Annotated in this window: 18 protein-coding genes; 8 read left to right on the top strand and 10 right to left on the bottom strand. The window is 70.0% G+C overall.

Annotated features, from left to right (window positions below; translation table 11 throughout):
- Positions 1-42 precede the first annotated feature (42 nt).
- The 3 genes from G9373_RS41350 to G9373_RS41340 form a co-directional block, all read right to left on the bottom strand.
- Positions 43-528 carry a DUF2771 domain-containing protein gene (locus G9373_RS41350; protein ID WP_005572753.1) on the bottom strand — a complete coding sequence of 162 codons (486 nt, stop codon included), beginning with the start codon at positions 526-528 and terminating at the stop codon, positions 43-45.
- Positions 529-534: 6 nt separating this feature from the next.
- Positions 535-2,205 (bottom strand): MFS transporter, encoded by a 1,671-nt coding sequence (locus tag G9373_RS41345; RefSeq protein WP_043793363.1) that lies wholly within the window; start codon positions 2,203-2,205, stop codon positions 535-537.
- A gap of 71 nt (positions 2,206-2,276) precedes the next feature.
- A complete protein-coding gene (locus G9373_RS41340) occupies positions 2,277-3,071 on the bottom strand; it encodes a glutaminyl-peptide cyclotransferase (RefSeq protein ID WP_054248210.1) in 795 nt (264 codons plus the stop codon).
- A 38-nt stretch (positions 3,072-3,109) separates the two neighbouring features.
- On the opposite strand from G9373_RS41340, the gene G9373_RS41335 reads away from it, so the two are divergent.
- The 3 genes from G9373_RS41335 to G9373_RS41325 all read left to right on the top strand — a co-directional run bounded on the left by G9373_RS41335 (position 3,110) and on the right by G9373_RS41325 (position 7,267).
- A complete protein-coding gene (locus tag G9373_RS41335) occupies positions 3,110-3,979 on the top strand; it encodes a DUF3027 domain-containing protein (protein ID WP_037203427.1) in 870 nt (289 codons plus the stop codon).
- A gap of 194 nt (positions 3,980-4,173) precedes the next feature.
- Positions 4,174-6,723: a hypothetical protein gene (locus tag G9373_RS41330; protein ID WP_005255287.1), complete on the top strand. Its 2,550-nt coding sequence runs from the start codon at positions 4,174-4,176 to the stop codon at positions 6,721-6,723.
- A complete protein-coding gene (locus G9373_RS41325; protein ID WP_133986137.1) occupies positions 6,713-7,267 on the top strand; it encodes a phosphatase PAP2 family protein in 555 nt (184 codons plus the stop codon). The genes G9373_RS41330 and G9373_RS41325 overlap by 11 nt, the downstream gene beginning before the upstream one ends.
- Here G9373_RS41325 and G9373_RS41320 read toward each other — a convergent pair.
- Positions 7,264-7,512, bottom strand: coding sequence for a DUF2530 domain-containing protein (locus tag G9373_RS41320; protein WP_005244138.1), 249 nt, complete (start codon positions 7,510-7,512; stop codon positions 7,264-7,266). The genes G9373_RS41325 and G9373_RS41320 overlap by 4 nt on opposite strands.
- Before the next feature lie 76 nt (positions 7,513-7,588).
- On the opposite strand from G9373_RS41320, the gene G9373_RS41315 reads away from it, so the two are divergent.
- From G9373_RS41315 to G9373_RS41305, 3 genes are all read left to right on the top strand, one after another.
- On the top strand, positions 7,589-9,043 hold the full coding sequence (locus G9373_RS41315; RefSeq protein WP_105414310.1) for an NCS2 family permease: 1,455 nt from the start codon (positions 7,589-7,591) through the stop codon (positions 9,041-9,043).
- 33 nt (positions 9,044-9,076) lie between these two features.
- Positions 9,077-9,508: a MarR family transcriptional regulator gene (locus G9373_RS41310; protein ID WP_005244136.1), complete on the top strand. Its 432-nt coding sequence runs from the start codon at positions 9,077-9,079 to the stop codon at positions 9,506-9,508.
- A 219-nt stretch (positions 9,509-9,727) separates the two neighbouring features.
- Positions 9,728-11,059: an MFS transporter gene (locus G9373_RS41305; RefSeq protein ID WP_054248212.1), complete on the top strand. Its 1,332-nt coding sequence runs from the start codon at positions 9,728-9,730 to the stop codon at positions 11,057-11,059.
- Positions 11,060-11,075: 16 nt separating this feature from the next.
- Here G9373_RS41305 and G9373_RS41300 read toward each other — a convergent pair whose 3' ends face one another.
- The 6 genes from G9373_RS41300 to G9373_RS41275 all read right to left on the bottom strand — a co-directional run bounded on the left by G9373_RS41300 (position 11,076) and on the right by G9373_RS41275 (position 17,841).
- A complete protein-coding gene (locus G9373_RS41300) occupies positions 11,076-11,930 on the bottom strand; it encodes a xanthine dehydrogenase family protein subunit M (RefSeq protein WP_005244134.1) in 855 nt (284 codons plus the stop codon).
- Positions 11,927-14,302: a xanthine dehydrogenase family protein molybdopterin-binding subunit gene (locus tag G9373_RS41295; RefSeq protein WP_007301144.1), complete on the bottom strand. Its 2,376-nt coding sequence runs from the start codon at positions 14,300-14,302 to the stop codon at positions 11,927-11,929. Before G9373_RS41295 ends, G9373_RS41300 begins: the two co-directional genes overlap by 4 nt.
- On the bottom strand, positions 14,299-14,829 hold the full coding sequence (locus G9373_RS41290) for a (2Fe-2S)-binding protein (protein WP_005570244.1): 531 nt from the start codon (positions 14,827-14,829) through the stop codon (positions 14,299-14,301). The genes G9373_RS41295 and G9373_RS41290 overlap by 4 nt, the downstream gene beginning before the upstream one ends.
- A gap of 96 nt (positions 14,830-14,925) precedes the next feature.
- Positions 14,926-16,041, bottom strand: coding sequence for a VWA domain-containing protein (locus tag G9373_RS41285; RefSeq protein ID WP_167120700.1), 1,116 nt, complete (start codon positions 16,039-16,041; stop codon positions 14,926-14,928).
- A gap of 5 nt (positions 16,042-16,046) precedes the next feature.
- Positions 16,047-16,940: a MoxR family ATPase gene (locus G9373_RS41280; RefSeq protein ID WP_005255298.1), complete on the bottom strand. Its 894-nt coding sequence runs from the start codon at positions 16,938-16,940 to the stop codon at positions 16,047-16,049.
- 61 nt (positions 16,941-17,001) lie between these two features.
- Positions 17,002-17,841 carry an SDR family NAD(P)-dependent oxidoreductase gene (locus G9373_RS41275; RefSeq protein ID WP_005571901.1) on the bottom strand — a complete coding sequence of 280 codons (840 nt, stop codon included), beginning with the start codon at positions 17,839-17,841 and terminating at the stop codon, positions 17,002-17,004.
- 70 nt (positions 17,842-17,911) lie between these two features.
- On the opposite strand from G9373_RS41275, the gene G9373_RS41270 reads away from it, so the two are divergent.
- Both G9373_RS41270 and G9373_RS41265 read left to right on the top strand, forming a co-directional pair.
- Entirely contained in the window at positions 17,912-18,718 is an 807-nt protein-coding gene (locus tag G9373_RS41270) for an RNA methyltransferase (RefSeq protein ID WP_005255302.1), read from the top strand.
- A 2-nt stretch (positions 18,719-18,720) separates the two neighbouring features.
- Positions 18,721-19,011 carry a DUF2537 domain-containing protein gene (locus G9373_RS41265; protein ID WP_039952940.1) on the top strand — a complete coding sequence of 97 codons (291 nt, stop codon included), beginning with the start codon at positions 18,721-18,723 and terminating at the stop codon, positions 19,009-19,011.
- Positions 19,012-19,109 lie beyond the last annotated feature (98 nt).

Here is a 19,109-nt window from a genome sequence, read left to right as displayed (position 1 = left end):
GCGCATCGGTGCGCGGAGGCCCTTCTCGTGTGAGCGGCTCGGTCAGGCCGTCTTGATCGACCAGGCGGCCCGCGCCTGCGTGAGCCCCTGCTCGTCGATGACGGCGGACGGCAACTGGATCTCGACGCCTGCCAGCTGCAGGTCCTCCGACGACGGCACGGTCACGGCGCGGGTCTCACCGGCACGGTGAGCCTGTTGCTGGACGACGACCTGCCCCGATGCGTCCTGGTACACGACGAGCATGCGCCACGGTGCATCGACGATCTCCTGCGGCAGCGACAGCTGCAGCGAGGAGCCGGGGGGCACGTCGAGTTCGGCGAGGTCGCCGGTCGTGCAGTCCTCGAGATACAGGTTGCAGTACGCCAGCGGGGGGATCTGCTCGGCCCGGTTGTGCGCGAAGGCGGTGATCTCGGGCAGGCGGGGCGAGGAATTGCGGATGAGCGCGTACATGACTCCGACGAAGGCCACCAGGACCACCATCAGGCCCACCGCAATCAGTGCCAGGATCTTCTTGGTTCGCGCCTGCATTCTCACTTACTTCACATTTCCTGTCGATCGGTCGGCCCGGTGGGTCGAGTGGGGCTCGGACACTTCTTGTTCGGCCAGGTCGGGACGTTTTCCGCCGAGCCCGGGCAGGAGGGTGCTCCCGCGGTACGTGAGGACGGTCTGGACGAGGCCGATGGTCATGACGGCAGAGACGACGGAGAACCCGATCCAGTATTCAGTGGGCAGCAGGACGCCCAGCGCGCCACCCACGACCCAGCTCAGCTGTAGAACCGTCTCCGATCTACCGAATCCGGACGCGATCGATTCCTCGGGCAGGTCGTGCTGCAACGACGCGTCCAGCGACACCTTGGCCAGGGCGCTGGCCGCCGACGCGACGAGGGTGGCCAGGGCGGCGGTCAGCAGGTTGTCGGTGATCGCGGCGAGGACGGCGATGACCCACACGGCACCCGTGCAGCGCAGCACGATGAGGGCGGGACGGCCGAGCTTGATCCGGGCACCCGCGGCGTTGCCGGTGAAGTTGCCGATGCCGGCGGCGGCGCCGACCAGACCGAGCATCGCGGCCTGCACCAGCGGCTCGTGGTCGGTCCTCGACTTCGCGACGAACGCGATGTACAGCGTGAGGAACCCGGTGAGCACGCGGATGGTGCTGTTGCCCCACAACCCGGTGATGACCGCGCGGCCCAGCGGTTGCCTGCGTTTACCGGATTTCGCCGTGGCCGCGGCCTCGGGTTGCAGCACGCGGGTGCGTCCCAGCACCTCGGTGGGGTGCTCGTCGCCGTGATACGTGAGGGTGGCGGGGACCTCGCCCTCGGTGACCTCCACCCACGACGGGATCCGCATGCTGAGGTACGCGCCGAGGGCGGTGATGACCGCCGCCAGCCACAGCGCGCCGACGGATCCGGTGGCCATGGCGAGACCACCCGCGAGGGCGCCGGCACCGATGGTTCCGCCGAGCAGTCCGAACACGGTGAGCCGGGAGTTGACTCGCACCAGGTCGATCTCCGGTGGCAGCACACGTGGTGTGACCGCGCTCTTGAGCACCGAGAAGGACTTGCTGAGCACCATCATTCCGAGCGCGGCCGGATACAGCACCCAGCTGTCGAAGTTGAAGACGAGGACGATCGCCAGGATCGTCCGGAGACCGAACGACGTGGCCAGTGCGACGCGACGGCCGTGCTGAAGCCGGTCGAGCATCGGACCGATCAGTGGAGCGATGACGGCGAACGGGGCGATGGTGATCAGAAGGTACAGCGCGACCTTCGTCTTGTCTTCGCCCGTCGCGGCCGAGAAGAACAGTGTGTTCGCCAGGGCGACGGCAATGGCCGCGTCGGTCGCGTTGTTGGCCATCACCGCGTAGGTGAGCGCGGTGAGCCCCGACTTGTCCGCACCGTCCGCCTTGGCCGCGCGATGGAACGTCGCGATGCCCTTGTTGGTGAGTTCCCGGCTGCGCATTGCCGCGACCCGGGTGACGGTGAGTTTGCGCGGCATCGGCGGCGCCTTGGGGGCGTCGGCCCGCTCCTCGTCGGAACGGGGACGCTGCCCGCCGCCGACCGGATGGAGGGGTGGGAGCGGTGTGCGTCGACCTCCCGAACGTGCGGCGGGCGGGTATTTGTCGTAGCCGGGATGAACGGGGGGCCCGGAATTCTCGTCAGGAGCCCGACCGCCGTCAGGCTCGTAGGGTTCGCGCGGTCCGGTCACTCCCTAATTCTGTCCTAGTCGGGAGACATGCGACCACAGCAACCCCGGCCAATGCTGGTCAGATCGGCCTGTCAGGGAACGAACCGCACCTCGAACATGCGCGGCCAGTACTTTCCGGTGACGAGGAAGCGGTCCGTTCCCGGGATCTGGGCGATGCCGTTGAGGACGTCGACGTCCCGCGGGCCGGGCGGAAGGGCGTCGCGGACGGCGGAGGCGTCGATCTCCGCGGTGACCCGCCCGTCCGAGGGATCGATGCGGACGAGGGTGTCGGTGGTCCAGACGTTCGCGTAGATCGCACCGTCGTCCGCGCATTCGAGTTCGTTGAGGCCGGCCAGCGGGCTTCCGTCCTGCACCGCCTGCACGGTGCGCCGGGGTTCGAACGTGACCGGGTCGCGGAACGTGAGGGTGGGTGAGCCGTCACTGGTGACGAGCGCGTCGGGCACTGCGCAGATGCCCCACCCTTCGCCGTCGAACGGGACCCGCCGCTGTTCGGCGAGTGTCGCGCGATCCCGGGCGACGGCCACCCCGTCACGCCACGTCAGCTGCCAGATCGTGTCGCCGCTCACCGTGATGCCCTCGCCGAACAGGGGAGACGGCAATTCGGCACGCATCCGGACGGTGCCGCTGTCGAGGTCGGTGGCCTGCACCCAGGACTCGCCGGGGCGGCCGGTGCCCTCGAGCAACTCGGTGCCGTCGATCTCGAGTCCCTGGGTGAACGCATTCGGGTCGTGGTCGAGGGTGCGGACGATCTCCACGTGAAGGTCCGCGTCGGACGCGCCCGCCGCCACGGGACTCTCCGGGGAGCACGCGGTGACCATCCACGCCACCGCGAGCAGGGCTGGGACGAGGTGCCTCCGGCCGGTCATCGGACCAGCATGACAGCCCAGGTGGGCACGCACTTGCGGTGGTGCGGCAAACTGGTGGTGTGAGTGTTGCTTCTTCCGACGAGCGCGCAGTGGCGCGTCCCGTACTGACCGACGCCGTCGAGCTCGCCCGAACCGCCTTGGTCGAACTGCAGGAAGGGGGAGTCGGCGACTACCTGGGCGTCACGTCCGAGGACGCGTGCGCCGCGACTCACCGTTTCGTTGCGGACCTTCCGGGCTACCGGGGCTGGCAGTGGGCGGTGGTGGTGGCTGCCGATCCCGAAGCGGACCATGCCACCGTCAGCGAACTCGCCCTCCTCCCCGGACCCGATGCGCTGGTCGCACCCGAATGGATCCCGTGGGACCAGCGCATCCGCCCCGGCGACCTGTCCGCGGGCGATCTGCTGGCACCGCCGGCCGGTGACCCCCGCCTGGTCCCGGGCTATGTGGCGACGGGTGACCCCGAGATCGACGAGACCGCCCTCGAACTCGGCCTGGGCCGCAAGCAGGTGATGAGCCTCGAAGGTCGCGTCGACGCTGCCGAACGCTGGCACGACGGCGACTACGGCCCCGATTCCGAGATGGCCAAGGCCGCGCCGTCGACGTGCGGGTTGTGCGGCTTCTACCTCCCGCTCGCCGGTTCGCTGCACGCGTCGTTCGGGGTGTGCGGCAACGAGATGGCCGCCGACGGGCACGTGGTCGACGCGACCTACGGTTGCGGTGCCCACTCCGACACCCTGCTGCCTTCGGGTGCCGGTTCGCCGCAATTCGACGCCTACGACGACGGCGCCGTCGAGGTCGTCGAGCGGGCCGTCGCCGAGACGGACACCGAGGCCGAATCCGAGTCGCGGCCCGAGCCCGAAGCCGTTGCCGAGGTCACCGAGGCCGAGGAATCCGCATCGACCAGCTAGCCGATCCTTTCGGCACCGCCGCCCTGAGGGATTCGACGCTTCTGGCGTGGCGAACGTCCCCGACCCGTCTGCGGGAGGACGCGGCGGCCGAATCCGATCTGGCGCGCGCCGGCTACCGCGACCGGCTCCTCACCGAGCTGGCGCAGAACGCCGCCGACGCCGCCGCCCGCGCCGAAGTACCCGGTGAGCTGTCCGTGCAACTCGACGGCCGCGTCCTGAGCGTGTCCAACACGGGCACCCCGCTGGACGAGCCCGGAGTCCAGGCGCTCGTCGCGTTGCGGGCGTCGAACAAGTCCGGGACGACCGTCGGCCGCTACGGCGTCGGCTTCACGGCGGTGCTGTCGGTGAGCGACGAGGTCGAACTGCGGTCGACGTCCGGTTCGGTGCTGTTCTCCGGGGAACGGACGAGGTCGGAACTCCGGGAACTCGACGGTGCGGACCCGGGAGCGGACGTGCCTGCCCTGCGGCTGGCGTGGCCGACGGAGAACCGCCCGGCCGCAGGCGCGGCCTCGGAAGTCGTATTGACGCTGCGCGAGGACGTGGACGGTGAGTCGCTGCTCGCCTACATGGCCCGCGAGGCACCCGACCTCCTGCTCGAACTCCCGGCACTCGTCTCGATCACCGTGGGCGACAAGCAGTTCCGTAGACGCGAACGACCACTCGATTCCGGGTTGACCGAGGTCGCGATCGGCGACGACCGCTGGTGGCAGTACGAGTCCGGGCGGGCACGCTGGCTCGTCCCGGTGCGCGACGGCGTCGTCTCACCCGTGACGGAGGACGTCCTGCGCGCCCCCACACGGTCGGACGAGGAACTGTCGATACCCGCGATCCTCGTCGCGGACATCGCCATGCAACCCGACCGCAGGCGCATCCTGCCCGGCGCGTCGACCGCCGAGTTGGCGTCCGGATACGCCGAGTTCGTGGCCGCGGTGCCGCCCGAGCAGCGACTGTCGCTGGTTCCCGTTCCCGCGTTCGCACGCAGCGAGGTGGACTCGGCGTTGCGGGACCATCTCGTCACCGAACTGCGGGAGCAGCCCTGGCTGCCGACTGTCGGTGGTACGAACAAGGCCCCGGTTCGGGCGTCCGTGGTCCCCGGGCTCACCGAGGAACTCGCCGAACTCCTCACCGAGATCGTCGACGGCCTCGTCGTCCCGGATCTGTCCGGGCCGCGCTGGGCGCCCGCGCTGGCCGCCGTCGACGCCCACCGCCTCGGCCTGGCGCGCCTCACCGAACTTCTCAGTGGCATCGAGCGGACACCATCCTGGTGGCAGCGCCTGTACGCGGCGCTCGAACCGCTGGCCGTCGACGCCCTCGCGGCGGAGGAACTGGCGTCGATCCCGGTTCCGCTGTCCGACGGCCGCACGGTGACCGGTCCGCGAACGGTGTTGCTGGGGCACGACATCGACGGCGTCCTGGGGGTCGACTGGACGCGGCTCGTCCACCCGGATGCCGCGCACCCGCTGCTGTCGCGGCTCGGCGCGAAGACCGCCACGGCCGTCGACCTGCTCTCGGATCCGGCGTTGCGGGCCGAGATCGAGGACCTCGACCCCGACGACGCGGCGGCGGCAGAAGAACTGTCGACCGCGGTGCTCGCACTCGCCGGGCGCGTCGACCCCGGCACCCTGCCGTCGTGGCTCGGCCAGCTGCCCCTGCCGGATGTCGACGGGGAGTTGCGCGGTGCGGACGAATTGCTGTTGCCCGGTGCGCCTCTCGCCGACGTCCTGGTGGACGACTCACCGTTCACGTGCGTCGACGCCGCGTTCGCCGAGCGGGTGGGGGAGGACGCCCTCCGCGCCGTGGGTGTCGGCTGGGGTTTCACCGTGCTGCGCACCGAACTCCCCACCGGCCCCGATCACGACCTCGACGACGAGGACCGCTGGTGGGACACGCTCGACGACGACCCCGACGAGATCGGGGCGGTGCGCGACCTGGACCTGGTGGACGAGGACCGCTGGCCGCAGGCGCTGACGATGCTCGCCCGGGACCCGTCGACGCGTCCGCTGCTCGCCGACCGCGCCGGGTACACGGCCTGGTGGCTGCGTCACAACGCGGAGTTGGACCGTCAGGTGCTCGGTCTGCTCCGCGATCCCACCGACGAGACGTTCGCCGGACTGCTCGACCCCGTCGAGCACCCGGAATCCGCCGTGTTCGCGGCGGCCCTGGCGCCGTCGACGGTCGACTCTCCCGAACTCGCGCAGCTACTCCTGGATCGACTGGCCGATCCGGACCGCGAACCGAGCCCGGCGGTGATCGCGCGGGCGCACAGCCTGCTCGCGGCCGCCGCGGCCGCCCATCTTCTCGACCTCGAGGAACTTCACCTGCCCGAACACGTGCGCGGCCTGACGGGCGCACTCGTCGACCCCGGCGACGCCCTGGTGCTGGACGCACCGTGGCTGGCCGCCGCGGTGCCGCGCGAGCGCCTGGTGGTGGGAAGCCTGGACACCGCCGAGGCTCTCGCCGATCTGCTGGACCTCCCCCTCGCGTCCGCGGCGATCCGCGGCACCGTCACCGGTTCCGGCCGTGAATCCTCATGGGACCGCGAACCCGCCGCCGTGCTCGCCTTCGCCGCACTCGGCCGCGACCTGCCGCACGGTCCCGTCGTCGTCCATCCCCGGCTCACGGTGAAGCTCACGGGCGCGGTCGACACCGAGATCGCGGTCCCGTGGTGGGTGGACGAGCAGGGAACCCCCCATTGCTCCGAGTCGTGGGCCGAAGGCACGTGGGGCGCCGCCGGTGTCGTTTGACCAGAGCGTGCTCGACAGTGCCGTCGGAGAGCGCGCACCGTGGTTGATCGACGTCGTCACCGTCGTCACGCACAGCGGCGGAACGGTCGCGGCCTGGATCGTGTCCACCGTCCTGACGATCGCCCTCCTGCTCCGGGACCGTCGGCGCGAAGCCGTCCTCGTGGCCGGCGCGATGCTGTCGGGCCTGGCCGTGATGACCACGCTCAAGAACCTGTTCGAGCGGCACCGCCCGCCACTGCCGGATCGGCTGGTGGAGATCTCGACGTTCTCGTTCCCGTCCGGGCACGCGATGATGACCGCGATCCTCGCGAGCGTTCTCGTCGCCGTGACCCTCCGGGTGGTGCTGGTGGGGTACGTCCGAATCGCGCTGGTCGTGCTGCTGGTGCTGTACACGCTGGCGGTGGGGCTGTCGCGCGTCTACCTCGCCGCGCACTGGATGACCGACGTCCTCGCCGGGTGGGCGTTCGGCGCGTTGTGGGCGGCCTTCTGGATCCTGCTGACCCGCACCCGGCCCCGCCGAACCCTGACCTCGAGCGAGATCTAGAGCAGTCCCTGCTGTGCCCCGCGGCTGCCGCGCCGGGCCGCCCGCCGCTGCAACGCGAACAATCCGTAGCCGAGGAATCCGACGACGACCCCCGCTATACACGTCGGAAGCGCATCCGACCACCGATCGCCCGTGACGATCACCACGACGGCCGCGACCGCCCACGCCAGCGTTCCCAGTATCAGCGCAGGTCGCGGGTCGGCGAGGCGCTGAGTGAGGGGTGGGCGATCTGCGGATTCGTTCACCGAATGAACGCTACCCTCGCCGTGGTGCCCTAATCTCCAAGGGCGACGCGCGACTTCTGGCGATGGGGACTGAACAATGGGTGCTGCTCCGAAACTGCTCGACAACTACTTCAAGATCACCGAGCGTGGTTCGACGGTAGGAGCGGAGATCCGCGGCGGAGTGGTGACGTTCGTCGCGATGGCATACATCGTGGTGCTGAACCCGCTCATCCTCGGTAGTTTCTCGGCCGACGACGCCGTCGCGAAGACCGACGTCCTCGGCAACATCCTCCCCGTCAACCAGGTGGCCGCGGTCACGGCCCTGGTGGCGGGACTGATGAGCATCGTGTTCGGGGTCGTCGCGAACTATCCCTTCGCGATCGCGGCGGGCCTCGGCATCAACAGTCTTCTCGCCGTCACCATCGCACCGCAGGTCACCTGGCCCGAGGCGATGGGCCTCGTGGTGATCGACGGTGTCATCATCGTCGTGTTGGCGCTCACCGGATTCCGGACGGCCGTCTTCAATGCCATTCCGGCCGAGCTCAAATCCGCCATCGCCGCCGGTATCGGCATGTTCATCGCGTTCATCGGTCTCGTCGACGCCGGGTTCGTGCGGCGCATCCCGGACGCCGCCGGCACCACCGTCCCCGTCGGCCTGGGCATCAACGGATCGATCTCCTCCTGGCCGACCGTGACGTTCGTATTCGGTGTGCTGCTGATGGGTGTCCTGGTGGTGCGCAAGGTGCGCGGCGGTCTGCTCATCGGCATCGTCGTCACCACCGTGCTGGCCGCGATCATCGAGGCCGTCGCCGGTGTCGGACCGTCGCTGGGCGTGAACCCTTACGGCTGGAACCTCAGTGTCCCGGCCGCACCCGATGTGCTGGCGGAACTTCCGGATCTCAGCCTCGTCGGAGACGTCAGCATCTTCGGCGCGTTCACCCGCATCGGCGTACTCGCGGCCAGCCTGCTGGTGTTCACGCTCGTGCTCGCCAACTTCTTCGACGCCATGGGCACGATGACCGGGCTCGGCAAGGAGGCGGGCCTCACCGACGAGGACGGCAACCTGCCCAACATCGGGCGGGCCCTGGTCGTCGAGGGCACCGGTGCCATCGTCGGTGGCGGCGCGTCGGCGTCGTCCAACACCGTGTTCGTGGAATCCGCCTCGGGTATTGCCGAGGGCGCCCGCACCGGACTCGCGAATGTGGTGACGGGACTGCTGTTCCTGGCCGCGATGTTCCTGACCCCGCTGTATTCGGTGGTGCCGATCGAGGCCGCCGCGCCGGCACTGGTCGTGGTGGGCGCGATGATGATCGGTCAGGTCCGCGACATCGATTTCACCCAGTTCTCGATCGCGTTGCCCGCGTTCCTCACCATCGCCGTCATGCCGTTCACGTACTCGATCGCCAACGGCATCGGCGTCGGATTCGTGTCGTGGGTCGTGCTCAATGCTGCGAGCGGTGGTATCAAGAAGATTCACCCGTTGATGTGGGTGGTGGCGCTTCTCTTCGTGGCCTACTTCGCGGTCGGTCCGATCACCGACGCAGTAACGTAAACGGCGGCCGATCGGTCCCGTATTGTCATTCCCGTGACCACGGATACGCGAGCACTCGCCAGCGACCTCTCCCTGGCTGTCGTGCGCCTCACGCGTCACCTGCGTGGGCGCCGCGTCGACGCCCAGGTATCGCTGACCCAGCTGTCGGCTCTGGCCACCCTTGCCCGCGACGGCGCCATGACGCCGGGCAATCTCGCGGCTCGTGAGAAGGTGCAGCCGCCGTCGATGACCCGGGTCATCGCGTCGCTGGTCGAACTGGGGCTGGTCGAGCGGGCACCGCATCCCACCGACGGACGGCAGATCATCGTCACGCTGTCGGATGCCGGTCACGCGCTGATCGCCGACGAGACCCACGCCCGCGAGGCATGGATGAACGAGCGGCTGTCCGGGCTCGACGAGGCTCAGCTGAAGACCCTCCGCGACGCCGTCGGCATCATCACGTCCATCGTCGCCGACTCGGAGTAGTCCGAACGGCCGCCTGCAGTCCCCACCCGTACAACGGCATTCGCCTGCCCGAACCCCGCGGCGCGGGGAAACCCCTTGCCGGAGAACGTAGCCGGCATCCGGAGTAATCCGGCCGCCGATGTCCCCCAGGGCCGGTCGATGGCGCGCGGGGCCCGGGAGCAAGATGGATGTGTGCCGCCCGAATCCGAGTCCACTGCCTCAGCCCAGCCGAAGACCGGCATGTTCGTCGCTCTCCGCACCCGGAACTACCGGCTGTGGGCGTCGGGGCAGATCGTCTCCCTCGTCGGAACCTGGATGCAGCGGGTGGCGCAGGACTGGCTCGTCCTGACGTTGTCGAACGGCAATGCACTCGCGGTCGGCATCGTGATGGCACTGCAGTTCGGTCCGACCCTGTTCCTGTCCGTCTGGGGCGGCGTGCTCGCCGACCGGTACGACAAGCGGCGCATCCTGATCGCGACGCAGGTGTCGATGGCGTTGTGCGCACTGGTGCTCGGGTTGCTGGACGTCGGCGGGCTGGTGGCCCTGTGGCACGTCTACCTCATCGCGTTTCTGCTGGGTTGTGCGTCGGCGATCGACGCGCCGGCGCGGCAGTCGTTCACGATCGAGATGGTCGGCAAGGAGTCGCTGCCCAATGCCATCGCCCTGAACTCGATGACGTTCAACACCGCTCGCATCATCGGCCCGGCGATCTCCGGTGTGCTGATCACCCTCATCGGCACGGGGTGGGTGTTCCTGCTCAACGTGGGCACGTTCACCGGTGTGCTGATCGCCCTGCTGATGATGAACGCCCGCGAACTGTTCACGGCACCCCAGGCGGAACGTGGAAAGGGGCAGGTCCGCGAGGGTTTCCGTTACGTGTGGGGTCGCACCGACCTGCGGGTGCTGATGGTGGCGGTGTTCATGGTGTCGACGTTCGGGCTGAACTTCCCGATCAGTCTCGCCGTTCTCGCCCGCAACACGTTCGAGCGCGGCGCGGACGCCTACGGACTGCTGTCGACCACCCTCGCCGTGGGCACGCTGGCCGGCGCCACGATCGCCGCGAAACGCAAGACCCCGCCGCGCCTGCGCACGTTCCTCGGCGCCGCGGCCGCATTCGGGGCGTTCGAGATCCTGGTGGGACTCATGCCCACCTACGTGCTGGTCGCGATCATGCTCGTCCCGACCGGCGCGTTGACGCTGACGTTCACGACGGCGGCGATGAACATCCTGCAGATGTCCGTGCCGTCCGAGATGCGCGGCCGGGTGATGGGCATCTACATGCTCTGCTTCCTCGGCGGCACCCCGCTGGGCAGTCCGGTTCTGGGCTGGCTGGCCGACGTCCTGGACCCCCGCGCCCCGCTCGTGATCGGAGGTGCGATCTCCCTGGTGAGCGGCATCGGCGCAGCGCTCTACCTGATGCGGCACCAACGAGTGCGACTGAAAGTACGCAGACCGGATGCGGGCCGCTACCTTCCGGTGGTCGAACTGCACAACGTTCTCGAACCACACCCCGTGGTGGTCTGCGACGCCACCGAGCAGGCCGTGGAAGCGAGCCGCGACCCGCGGTCCTGACGGCTGCCGCAACCGTTCAGACGCCGACCGCCGTCGCCACCGCCCTCCGGGTCAGCACTCTCGCGAGGTGGCTGCGGTACTCGGCGTCGGCGTTGCCGTCGGTGATCGGGTCGGTGCCCTCGGCGGCGTGTTCGGCCGCCGCCCGGATCAGTTCCGGATCGGCGGCATTGCCGACGAGCGCGTCCTCGACACCGCGAGCCCGCACCGGCACTGCCCCCATGTTGGTCAGCGCCACCCGGGCCTGCCGGATCGTGCCGCCGTCGACCTGGATCGTCGCGGCCACCGCCACGATCGACCAGGCCTCCGCGACCGTGTTGAACTTCTCGTACCGCGCCTCCCAGCCGGTGTGCTTGGGAACCCGCACGTCCACGAGGATCTCGTCCGGTCGCAGCGTGGTGGTGTAGTAGCCCTCGAAGAAGTCCGCGACCGGGATGCTCCGCCTGCCCGCGGTACCCACGGCGGTCAGGGTGGCGTCGAGTGCCAGTGCGGGGGCGCAGAGGTCGCCCGCCGGATCGGCATGCGCCAGAGCGCCACCCAGCGTGCCGCGATGCCGGATCTGCGGATCGGCGACGGTGCGGGTGGCCTCGACGAGCAGCAGCGCGTGCTCGTGAACGAGCGGGTCGCGGATCAGGTCGTAGTACGTGGTCATCGCACCGATCACGAGGCTGTCTCCGTCGTCGCGGACGCCGCGCAACTCACCGATCCGGCCCAGGTCGACGAGGGTGCTCGGCGAAGACAACCGCAGCCGCAGCACCGGTAGCAGGCTCTGGCCGCCCGCGAGTATCTTGGCGTCCTCCCCGGCCTCGGCGAGCGCGGCCACCGCCTGTTCGACGGAGGTCGGGGACACGTAGTCGAAGCTTGACGGAATCATCGGGCACCTCCCTGAGCGGTGTGGATGGCGTTCCAGACCCGCATCGGCGTACACGGCATCTCGACGTCGCGCACCCCGAACTGGCGGACGGCGTCGAGGACGGCATTGACGACGGCCGGGGTGGACGCGATCGTCCCCGCTTCACCGACCCCCTTGACGCCGAGCGGATTACCGGTGGCGGGTGTCTCGGTGCGGCCCGTGGTGAACGTCGGCAGATCCGCCGCCGACGGCACGTGATATTCGGCGAACGAACCCGACAGGAGGGTGCCGGACTCGTCGTACACCGCCTCCTCGTACAGAGCCTGCGCGATGCCCTGGGCGAGTCCGCCGTGCACCTGACCCTCCACGATCAGCGGGTTGACCACGTGCCCGATGTCGTCGACGCACACGTAGGAGCGGATGCCGACCTTCCCGGTCTCGGTGTCCACCTCCACCGCGCACAGGTGCGTGCCGTGCGGGAACGAGAAGTTCTCCGGGTCATACGCGGCCTCGGAGTCCAGATTCGGTTCCACACCCTCGGGCAGGTCGTGCGCGGCGAACACGGCGAGCGCGACATCGGCGATGCCGACAGCTTTCTCGGTGCCCTTCACCCGGAACCGGCCCTCGGTGAACTCGAGATCGTCCTCGGCGCACTCCATCAGGTGCGCCGCGATGGGCCTGGCCTTCGCGATCACCTTCTCGGCGGCCTTCACTACGGCGATCGCGCCGACCGCCAAAGACCGGGAACCGTACGTGTCCATGCCACGCGGCGAGGTCTGGGTGTCGCCGTGCAGCACCTCGACGTCCTCGAACGGAACCCCCAGCTGATCCGCGACCACCTGGCTCCACGCGGTCTCGTGACCCTGGCCGTGCGCTGACGAACCGGTGACCACCTCGACCTTGCCGGTGGGCAGCATCCGGATCGCCGCGTGCTCCCACCCGCCGGCCCCGTAGGCCAGCGCGCCGAGGGTGCGCGACGGTGCCAGCCCGCACATTTCGGTGAACGTGGACACCCCGATGCCGAGTTGCACCGGATCCTTCCGCTCGCGGCGCTCAGCCTGTTCGCGCCGGAGCCCGTCGTAGTCGAACAACTCCCGCGCGTGCGCGGTGGCGGCCTCGTAGTTACCGGAGTCGTACGTCAGGCCCGCGACGGTGTCGAACGGGAACTCCTCGTGGGTGATCCAGTTCTTCGCCCGCAATTCCAGCGGATCCATCGACAACTCGGTCGCGAGTTCGTCCATCATCCGCTCGATCGCGAACGTCGCCTCCGGGCGGCCCGCCCCGCGGTACGCGTCGGTGGGCACCTTGTTGGTGAAGACGTTGGTGCACGTGAAGTGATACGCCGGGAACTTGTAGATGCCGTTGAACATGAACGCGCCCAGGATCGGCACCCCCGAGGTGACCAGGCGCAGGTACCCGCCCATGTCGGCGAGCAGTTCGACCTTCATTCCGGTGACGGTGCCGTCGCGGCGGGCGGCCAGTGTCAGTTTCTGGATCTGGTCGCGCCCGTGATGCGCCGCGACCATCGATTCGCTACGCGACTCGGTGTACTTGACGGGCTTGCCGAGTCGCCGCGCGACGAGCAGCGCGATGACTTCCTCCGGCGTCACCTGAAGCTTGCCGCCGAAACCGCCGCCGACGTCCGGGGCGACCACGCGCAGTTTGTGCTCCGGTATGTCGAGCGTCATCGCCAGCATCAGCCGCAGGATGTGGGGAATCTGCGTGGCCGACCACATGGTGATCTGGGCGCCGGTCGGGTCGACCACCACCGAGCGGGGTTCCATGAATGCCGGGATCAGCCGCTGCTGCCGGAACGTGCGCTCGACGAGTACCTCCGCGTCGCGGATGGCCTGCTCGACGTCGCCGCCCGTGCCGGCCTCCGCGGAGTCGAAGGTCCAGGTGGCGCTGACGTTCGTCCCGAGATCAGGGTGCACGAGGTCGGCGCCGTCGGCGGCCGCGCCCGCGAGATCGAGCACGACCGGCAGTTCGTCGTACTCGACGTCGATCACCTCGAGTGCGTCGTGCGCCTCGTACGCGCTGCGCGCCACCACGACCGCGACGGCCTCGCCGGCGAAGTTGACGCCGTCGACCGCGAGGGACGGGGCGGGCGGCGACTTCATGTCCGGTGTGATCGGCCAGGCACACGGCAGGCTGCCCTGCTCGTCGGCGAGATCGGCGCCGGTGAGGACCGCGACGACCCCGGGCATCTCGCGGGCGGCGGAGGCGTCGACACCGGTGATGCGGGCGTGCGCGAACGGGCTGCGCAGAATCGCCAGGTGCTGCATGCCGGGCAGGACGAGGTTGTCGGTCCAGCGGGTGCGGCCCGTGACCAGATGTTCGTCTTCCTTGCGTGTGCGGGCCTTCCCGATCTCCGGTTCCGCGGTGGCGGTCATCGCACACCTCCCTGCGCGGTGTCGGTCTTCGGTGCATCCGCCGTCGGTGCTTCGGTGGTGCCGCCGCCGCGCAACCGCTGCGCCGCATCCTGCACCGCGCTGACGATGTTCTGATACCCGGTGCAGCGGCACAGGTTGCCTTCCAACCCCAGCCGCACCGTCCGCTCGTCCGGGTCGGGTTCCTCGGCGAGCAGGTCGAGGGTCTGCATGATCATGCCGGGGGTGCAGTAGCCGCACTGCAGGGCATGATTGTCGCGGAACGCCTGCTGCACGGGGTGCAACGTCCCGTTCCGGGACAGGCCTTCGACGGTGAGGACGTCGCCGCCGTCGGCCTGCACGGCGAGCACCGAGCAGGACTTGACGCTGTGACCGTTCAGATGAACGGTGCACGCCCCGCAGTTTCCGGTGTCGCAGCCGATGACGGTGCCGACCTTGCCGAGCCGATCCCGTAGATAGTGGACGAGGAGTAGTCGCGGTTCCACCTCGTCCGTGTATGTAGTTCCGTCGACGGTGACAGTGATGCGCATCGCGCCTCCAAAGCCGGGAGCCTCAGGTGATACGTCCTACTCTGCGCCGACGGAGCGCGACCAACACCCGAAATCGTGGAACCGGTTCCGGATCGGTCACGTTCGGCGCGCGACCTCGAGCAGTTCCTGCAATGTCGCGAGACTGTGGCCGGCGAGCAGACGATCGACGTACGGCAGCGCGGCCGCGATCCCGGACTGCACCGGCTCGTACCCGTCCGCGCCGGCGTGCGGATTCACCCACAGCACGGTGCGGGCGAGCCGGCGCAGCTGAGCCATCTGCTCCGCGAGCAGGGTCGGGTCACCGCGCTCCCAGCCGTCGGAGAAGATCACCACGACGGCGCCGCGCGCCACGCCCCGCCTGCCCCAGCGGTCCAGGAACGCGCGCAGCGTCTCGCCGAGACGGGTGCCGCCCGCCCAGTCGGGCACGGCCCGGCCCGCGGCGGCGAGCGCCACTTCCGGGTCGCGGACCCGCAGTGCCCGCGAGAGCCGCGTCAGCCGAGTGCCCAGCGAGAACACCTCGGTTCCTGCGGGGTTGCCGCGGGCGACGACGTGCGCGAAGCGCAGCAGCGCATCGGCGTACGGGCTCATCGATCCGGACACGTCGATCAGCAGCACCATCCGGCGCGGCCGGGTTGCCTTGCGGTGGTGGCTCGGCCGCACCGGTTCGCCGCCCGCCGCGAGCATGCCCCGCACGGTGCGCCGCGGGTCCACGGTGCCCCGGCGGGCCGGGCGCATACGGATGGCCGGGCGGGTCGGGGGCCGCGGGCGCAGGGCGGCGATCAGCTCGGCGAGGTGCGCGCGCTCGGCCGCAGTGAGGTCGGCGATGTCGCGGTGGCGCAACACCTCGGTGTCGTCCGCGGCGACCCGCAGATGCGGCGCGTCGCCACCGGTGTCGCCGCCCTCCGTCGTGGTCAGAGCCGCGATACTGGCGCGGCGAGGCTGCTCCCCGGACCGCGGCGTGCGAGCCGGGACGGTACCGCCGAACCAGGCCGAGAACGCCGAGTCGTACCGCGGGATGTCGTCGGGACCGCGGCACAGCGTCGCGCGACCCGCCCAGTACACCTGGCTCGGATCGCCCACATCCACCTGGCGGAGGGCTCGCGTGAACGCGGCGACGGCGTCCGACGCGACCGACAGTCCCGCCGCCGCGAGGGCGTGCGCGAACCCGGCGATGCCCACCAGCGGGTCGCCGCTGTCCGGGGTCGTGGACACGCCTCTCACCCCGCCAGGAGCCGGTCCAGTCCGACCCGGGCCACCCGTTCGAGGTCCTCGCGGTACTTGAGGACCGCGCCGAGCGTCGCGGCGGCGGTCTCCGCGTCCAGCACGTCCCGATCGAGTTCCCGCAGTGCGCGCGCCCAGTCCAGCGACTCGGCCACCCCCGGCGGCTTGAGCAGTTCCATCTCGCGCAGGGAGTGGACGGCCCGGGCGACCTGGCCGGCGAGTTCGGCCCCGATTCCGGGGATGCGGCGGCGCAGGATCGCGACCTCCCGCGCCAGATCGGGGTGTTCGAGCCAGTGGTAGAGGCAGCGGCGTTTGAGGGCGTCGTGCACCTCGCGGGTGCGGTTGGAGGTGAGCACCACCAGCGGTGGTGTCGCCGCCCGCACCTCGCCCAGTTCGGGGATGGTGACGGCATTCTCGTCGAGCACCTGCAGCAGGAATGCCTCGAACTCGTCGTCGGCGCGGTCGATCTCGTCGACGAGCAGCACGCACGGCGCTTCGGTGAGGGCCCGCAGCAAGGGGCGCGCCAGCAGGAACCGCTCGGTGTACAGCGAGCGTTCGACCGTGTCGGCCTCGAGCGTGCCGTCGCTCGCCGCCTCCAGCGTCCGCAGGTGCAGCAACTGCCGCGGGAAGTCCCAGTCGTAGAGCGCCTGCGCGGCGTCGATGCCCTCATGGCATTGCAGGCGGATCAGCGGCAGACCGAACGCCTCCGACAACGCGGCCGCGAGCGACGTCTTGCCGGTGCCGGGTTCGCCCTCGCAAAAGAGCGGACGTCCCATACGGATGGCGAGGAACGCGGCCATCGCGACGCCGTCGTCGGCGAGGTAGCCGGTGGCGTCGAGCGCCCGCGCCAGTTCCGCTGGCGAACCGATCGTCGGCGTGGAATCACTCACGCCCGCGAGCCTAGGTGAGTGCCGGCCCCCGGATACGCGACTCGGACAACCCCGTCGGCGGTCAACCGTCCGGCTCCACCCTGCCGCGGTCCTCGCTCAACCGCCGGAACATCGCGGTGGCGCCGAACCTCGCGGCCGCCCGTTCGACCAGTCCCGGCGCGATCTGTGACAGGGCGAGCAGCGGGCGGATCGGCGCTCCGCTCTCGACGATCTCGGGCCGGTCACGCCGAATCGCCCGGATCACGGCGGCGGCGACCTTGTCGGTGCTGGTCTCGCCCGTGATCCGGCCGGCCCTGATTCCGCGTTCCGTCATCCGCTGGTACATGCCGTCGCCGGCGATGAAGCCGGGGCACACGACGGAGAAACCGACGGGCGAGCCTGCGTACTCCGCGCGCAGCGACTGGGTGAGACCGATCAATCCGGCCTTCGTCGCGGCGTACGGCGCGCAGTACGCCGGACCGATCTTCGCGGCCAGCGACGAGATGAACACCACGTGACCGCGACCGCGGCCCAGCATCCCGGGCACCACACGGCGCGTGAGAAGTAGTGGCGCGGTGAGATTCACGTCGACCATGGCGGTGAGCTCGCCGGGGTCGAGTCGGGTGAAGGCCGAGACGTTCTCCACACCGGCGTTGTTCACCAGCAGGTCGAGGGGGCCGACCGCCGCCTCGGCGCGGTCGATCAGCGAATCGAGCTGACCGAGCCGGTCCAGGTCCGCGGGCACGGCCTCGGCACGCACACCCAGCGCACGCAGTTCTCCGACGATGTCCGCGAGGCGGTCCGCACGCCGGCCGGACACCGCGACGGCGACGCCCTCCCTCGCAAGGGCCCGGGCGACGACGCGGCCGAGACCGCCGGAGGCACCGGTCACCAGAGCCGTGCGTCCCTGCAGTTGCTTCATTCCTCCGAGCTTTCGCGCTCGGTGGAGGGGAGTCAACGCTGTGACGCCCCGCATACGGCACGATGGACCGGTGGTTCACGTCATCGACATAACGGATCCGGCCGACACCAGGCTGGACGACTTCCGCGATCTCAATTCCTCGGACCGCCGTCCCGACCTCCCCGAGGGCAAGGGTCTGGTGATCGCGGAAGGCGTGCTGGTGGCGCAGCGCCTGCTCACGTCCCGGTTCGACCCGATCGCGCTGCTCGGCGTCGATCGGCGGCTGGAGGAACTCACGGACGACCTCGCGGACGTGGACGTGCCGTTCTACCGGACGACGGCGGATGTCATGGCCGAGGTCGTCGGGTTCCACCTCAACCGGGGTGTGCTCGCGGCGGCGCGCCGCCCCACGCCGCTCGAACTGCCGGACGTGCTCGAGCACGCCCGGACGGTCGCGGTGCTCGAGGGCGTCAACGATCACGAGAACCTGGGCTCGATGTTCCGTAACGCGGCAGGGCTCGGCGTCGACGCCGTGGTGTTCGGCAAGGGCTGCGCCGACCCGCTGTACCGCCGGGCGGTCCGGGTGTCGATGGGGCACGTTCTCCGGGTTCCGTTCGCGCACGTGACGAAGTGGCCGCACGACCTGGACGCGTTGCGGGAGCGGGGTTTCCAGCTTATCTCGTTGACCCCGAACCCCGAGGCGGTGACGTTGGCCGAGGCGATGACGGGGGAGAAGGTGGCGTTGCTGCTCGGCGCGGAAGGTCCCGGCCTCACCGAACACGCCATGCGGGCCACGGACATTCGTGCCCGCATTCCGATGGCACCCGGCACGGACTCGCTCAATGTCGCGACGGCGGCGGCGATGGCGTTCTACGAGCGCGTCCGCACGGGCCGGTGACAATGCTGCACCCTCATTCCCCGTCTCCGCCGCCGACGGGGACACCGTGGTCGACCGGACTCCTCGTGGCGGGCTTCGCCGCGGTCGTGGTGGCGGTCGCGGTGATGGCCTTCGGCTCGCAGCTCGCGCGGATCAACCCCGCCCTGGCGGTGATCCTCGAACTCGTCGTGGTGGCCGGGGTCGCACCGTCGGTGTGGCGACTACGCCGGGCATCGGTCTGGCGGTGGCTGGTGTACGGGGCCGCGGCCGGGGTTGTCGCCGGCTGGACGGCGCTGCTCGTCGGCGCCGCCTGACTCCGGCCGGAGTCGTCAGAAACCGAAGTAACGGCGGAGGAGTCCGCCCTTGCGAGCCGGCGGCGGAGCGGGTGCCGGCACCGGGCCGGGAGCGGGAG

This window comes from Rhodococcus sp. A14 (genome assembly GCF_011603105.1).
In the GTDB taxonomy this organism is placed as follows: Bacteria; Actinomycetota; Actinomycetes; order Mycobacteriales; family Mycobacteriaceae; genus Rhodococcus_F; species Rhodococcus_F opacus.
The sequence above is the reverse complement of the archived record's forward strand: the minus strand, read 5'-3'. Positions and strand labels throughout refer to the sequence as shown.

Coding starts and splice junctions, on each gene's coding strand:
- G9373_RS41350 (WP_005572753.1), bottom strand. CDS start 528: ATGCAGGCGCGAACCAAGAAGATCCTGGCACTGATTGCGGTGGGCCTG.
- G9373_RS41340 (WP_054248210.1), bottom strand. CDS start 3,071: ATGACCGGCCGGAGGCACCTCGTCCCAGCCCTGCTCGCGGTGGCGTGG.
- G9373_RS41315 (WP_105414310.1), top strand. CDS start 7,589: ATGGGTGCTGCTCCGAAACTGCTCGACAACTACTTCAAGATCACCGAG.
- G9373_RS41305 (WP_054248212.1), top strand. CDS start 9,728: ATGTTCGTCGCTCTCCGCACCCGGAACTACCGGCTGTGGGCGTCGGGG.
- G9373_RS41300 (WP_005244134.1), bottom strand. CDS start 11,930: ATGATTCCGTCAAGCTTCGACTACGTGTCCCCGACCTCCGTCGAACAG.
- G9373_RS41295 (WP_007301144.1), bottom strand. CDS start 14,302: ATGACCGCCACCGCGGAACCGGAGATCGGGAAGGCCCGCACACGCAAG.
- G9373_RS41290 (WP_005570244.1), bottom strand. CDS start 14,829: ATGCGCATCACTGTCACCGTCGACGGAACTACATACACGGACGAGGTG.
- G9373_RS41275 (WP_005571901.1), bottom strand. CDS start 17,841: ATGAAGCAACTGCAGGGACGCACGGCTCTGGTGACCGGTGCCTCCGGC.
- G9373_RS41265 (WP_039952940.1), top strand. CDS start 18,721: ATGCTGCACCCTCATTCCCCGTCTCCGCCGCCGACGGGGACACCGTGG.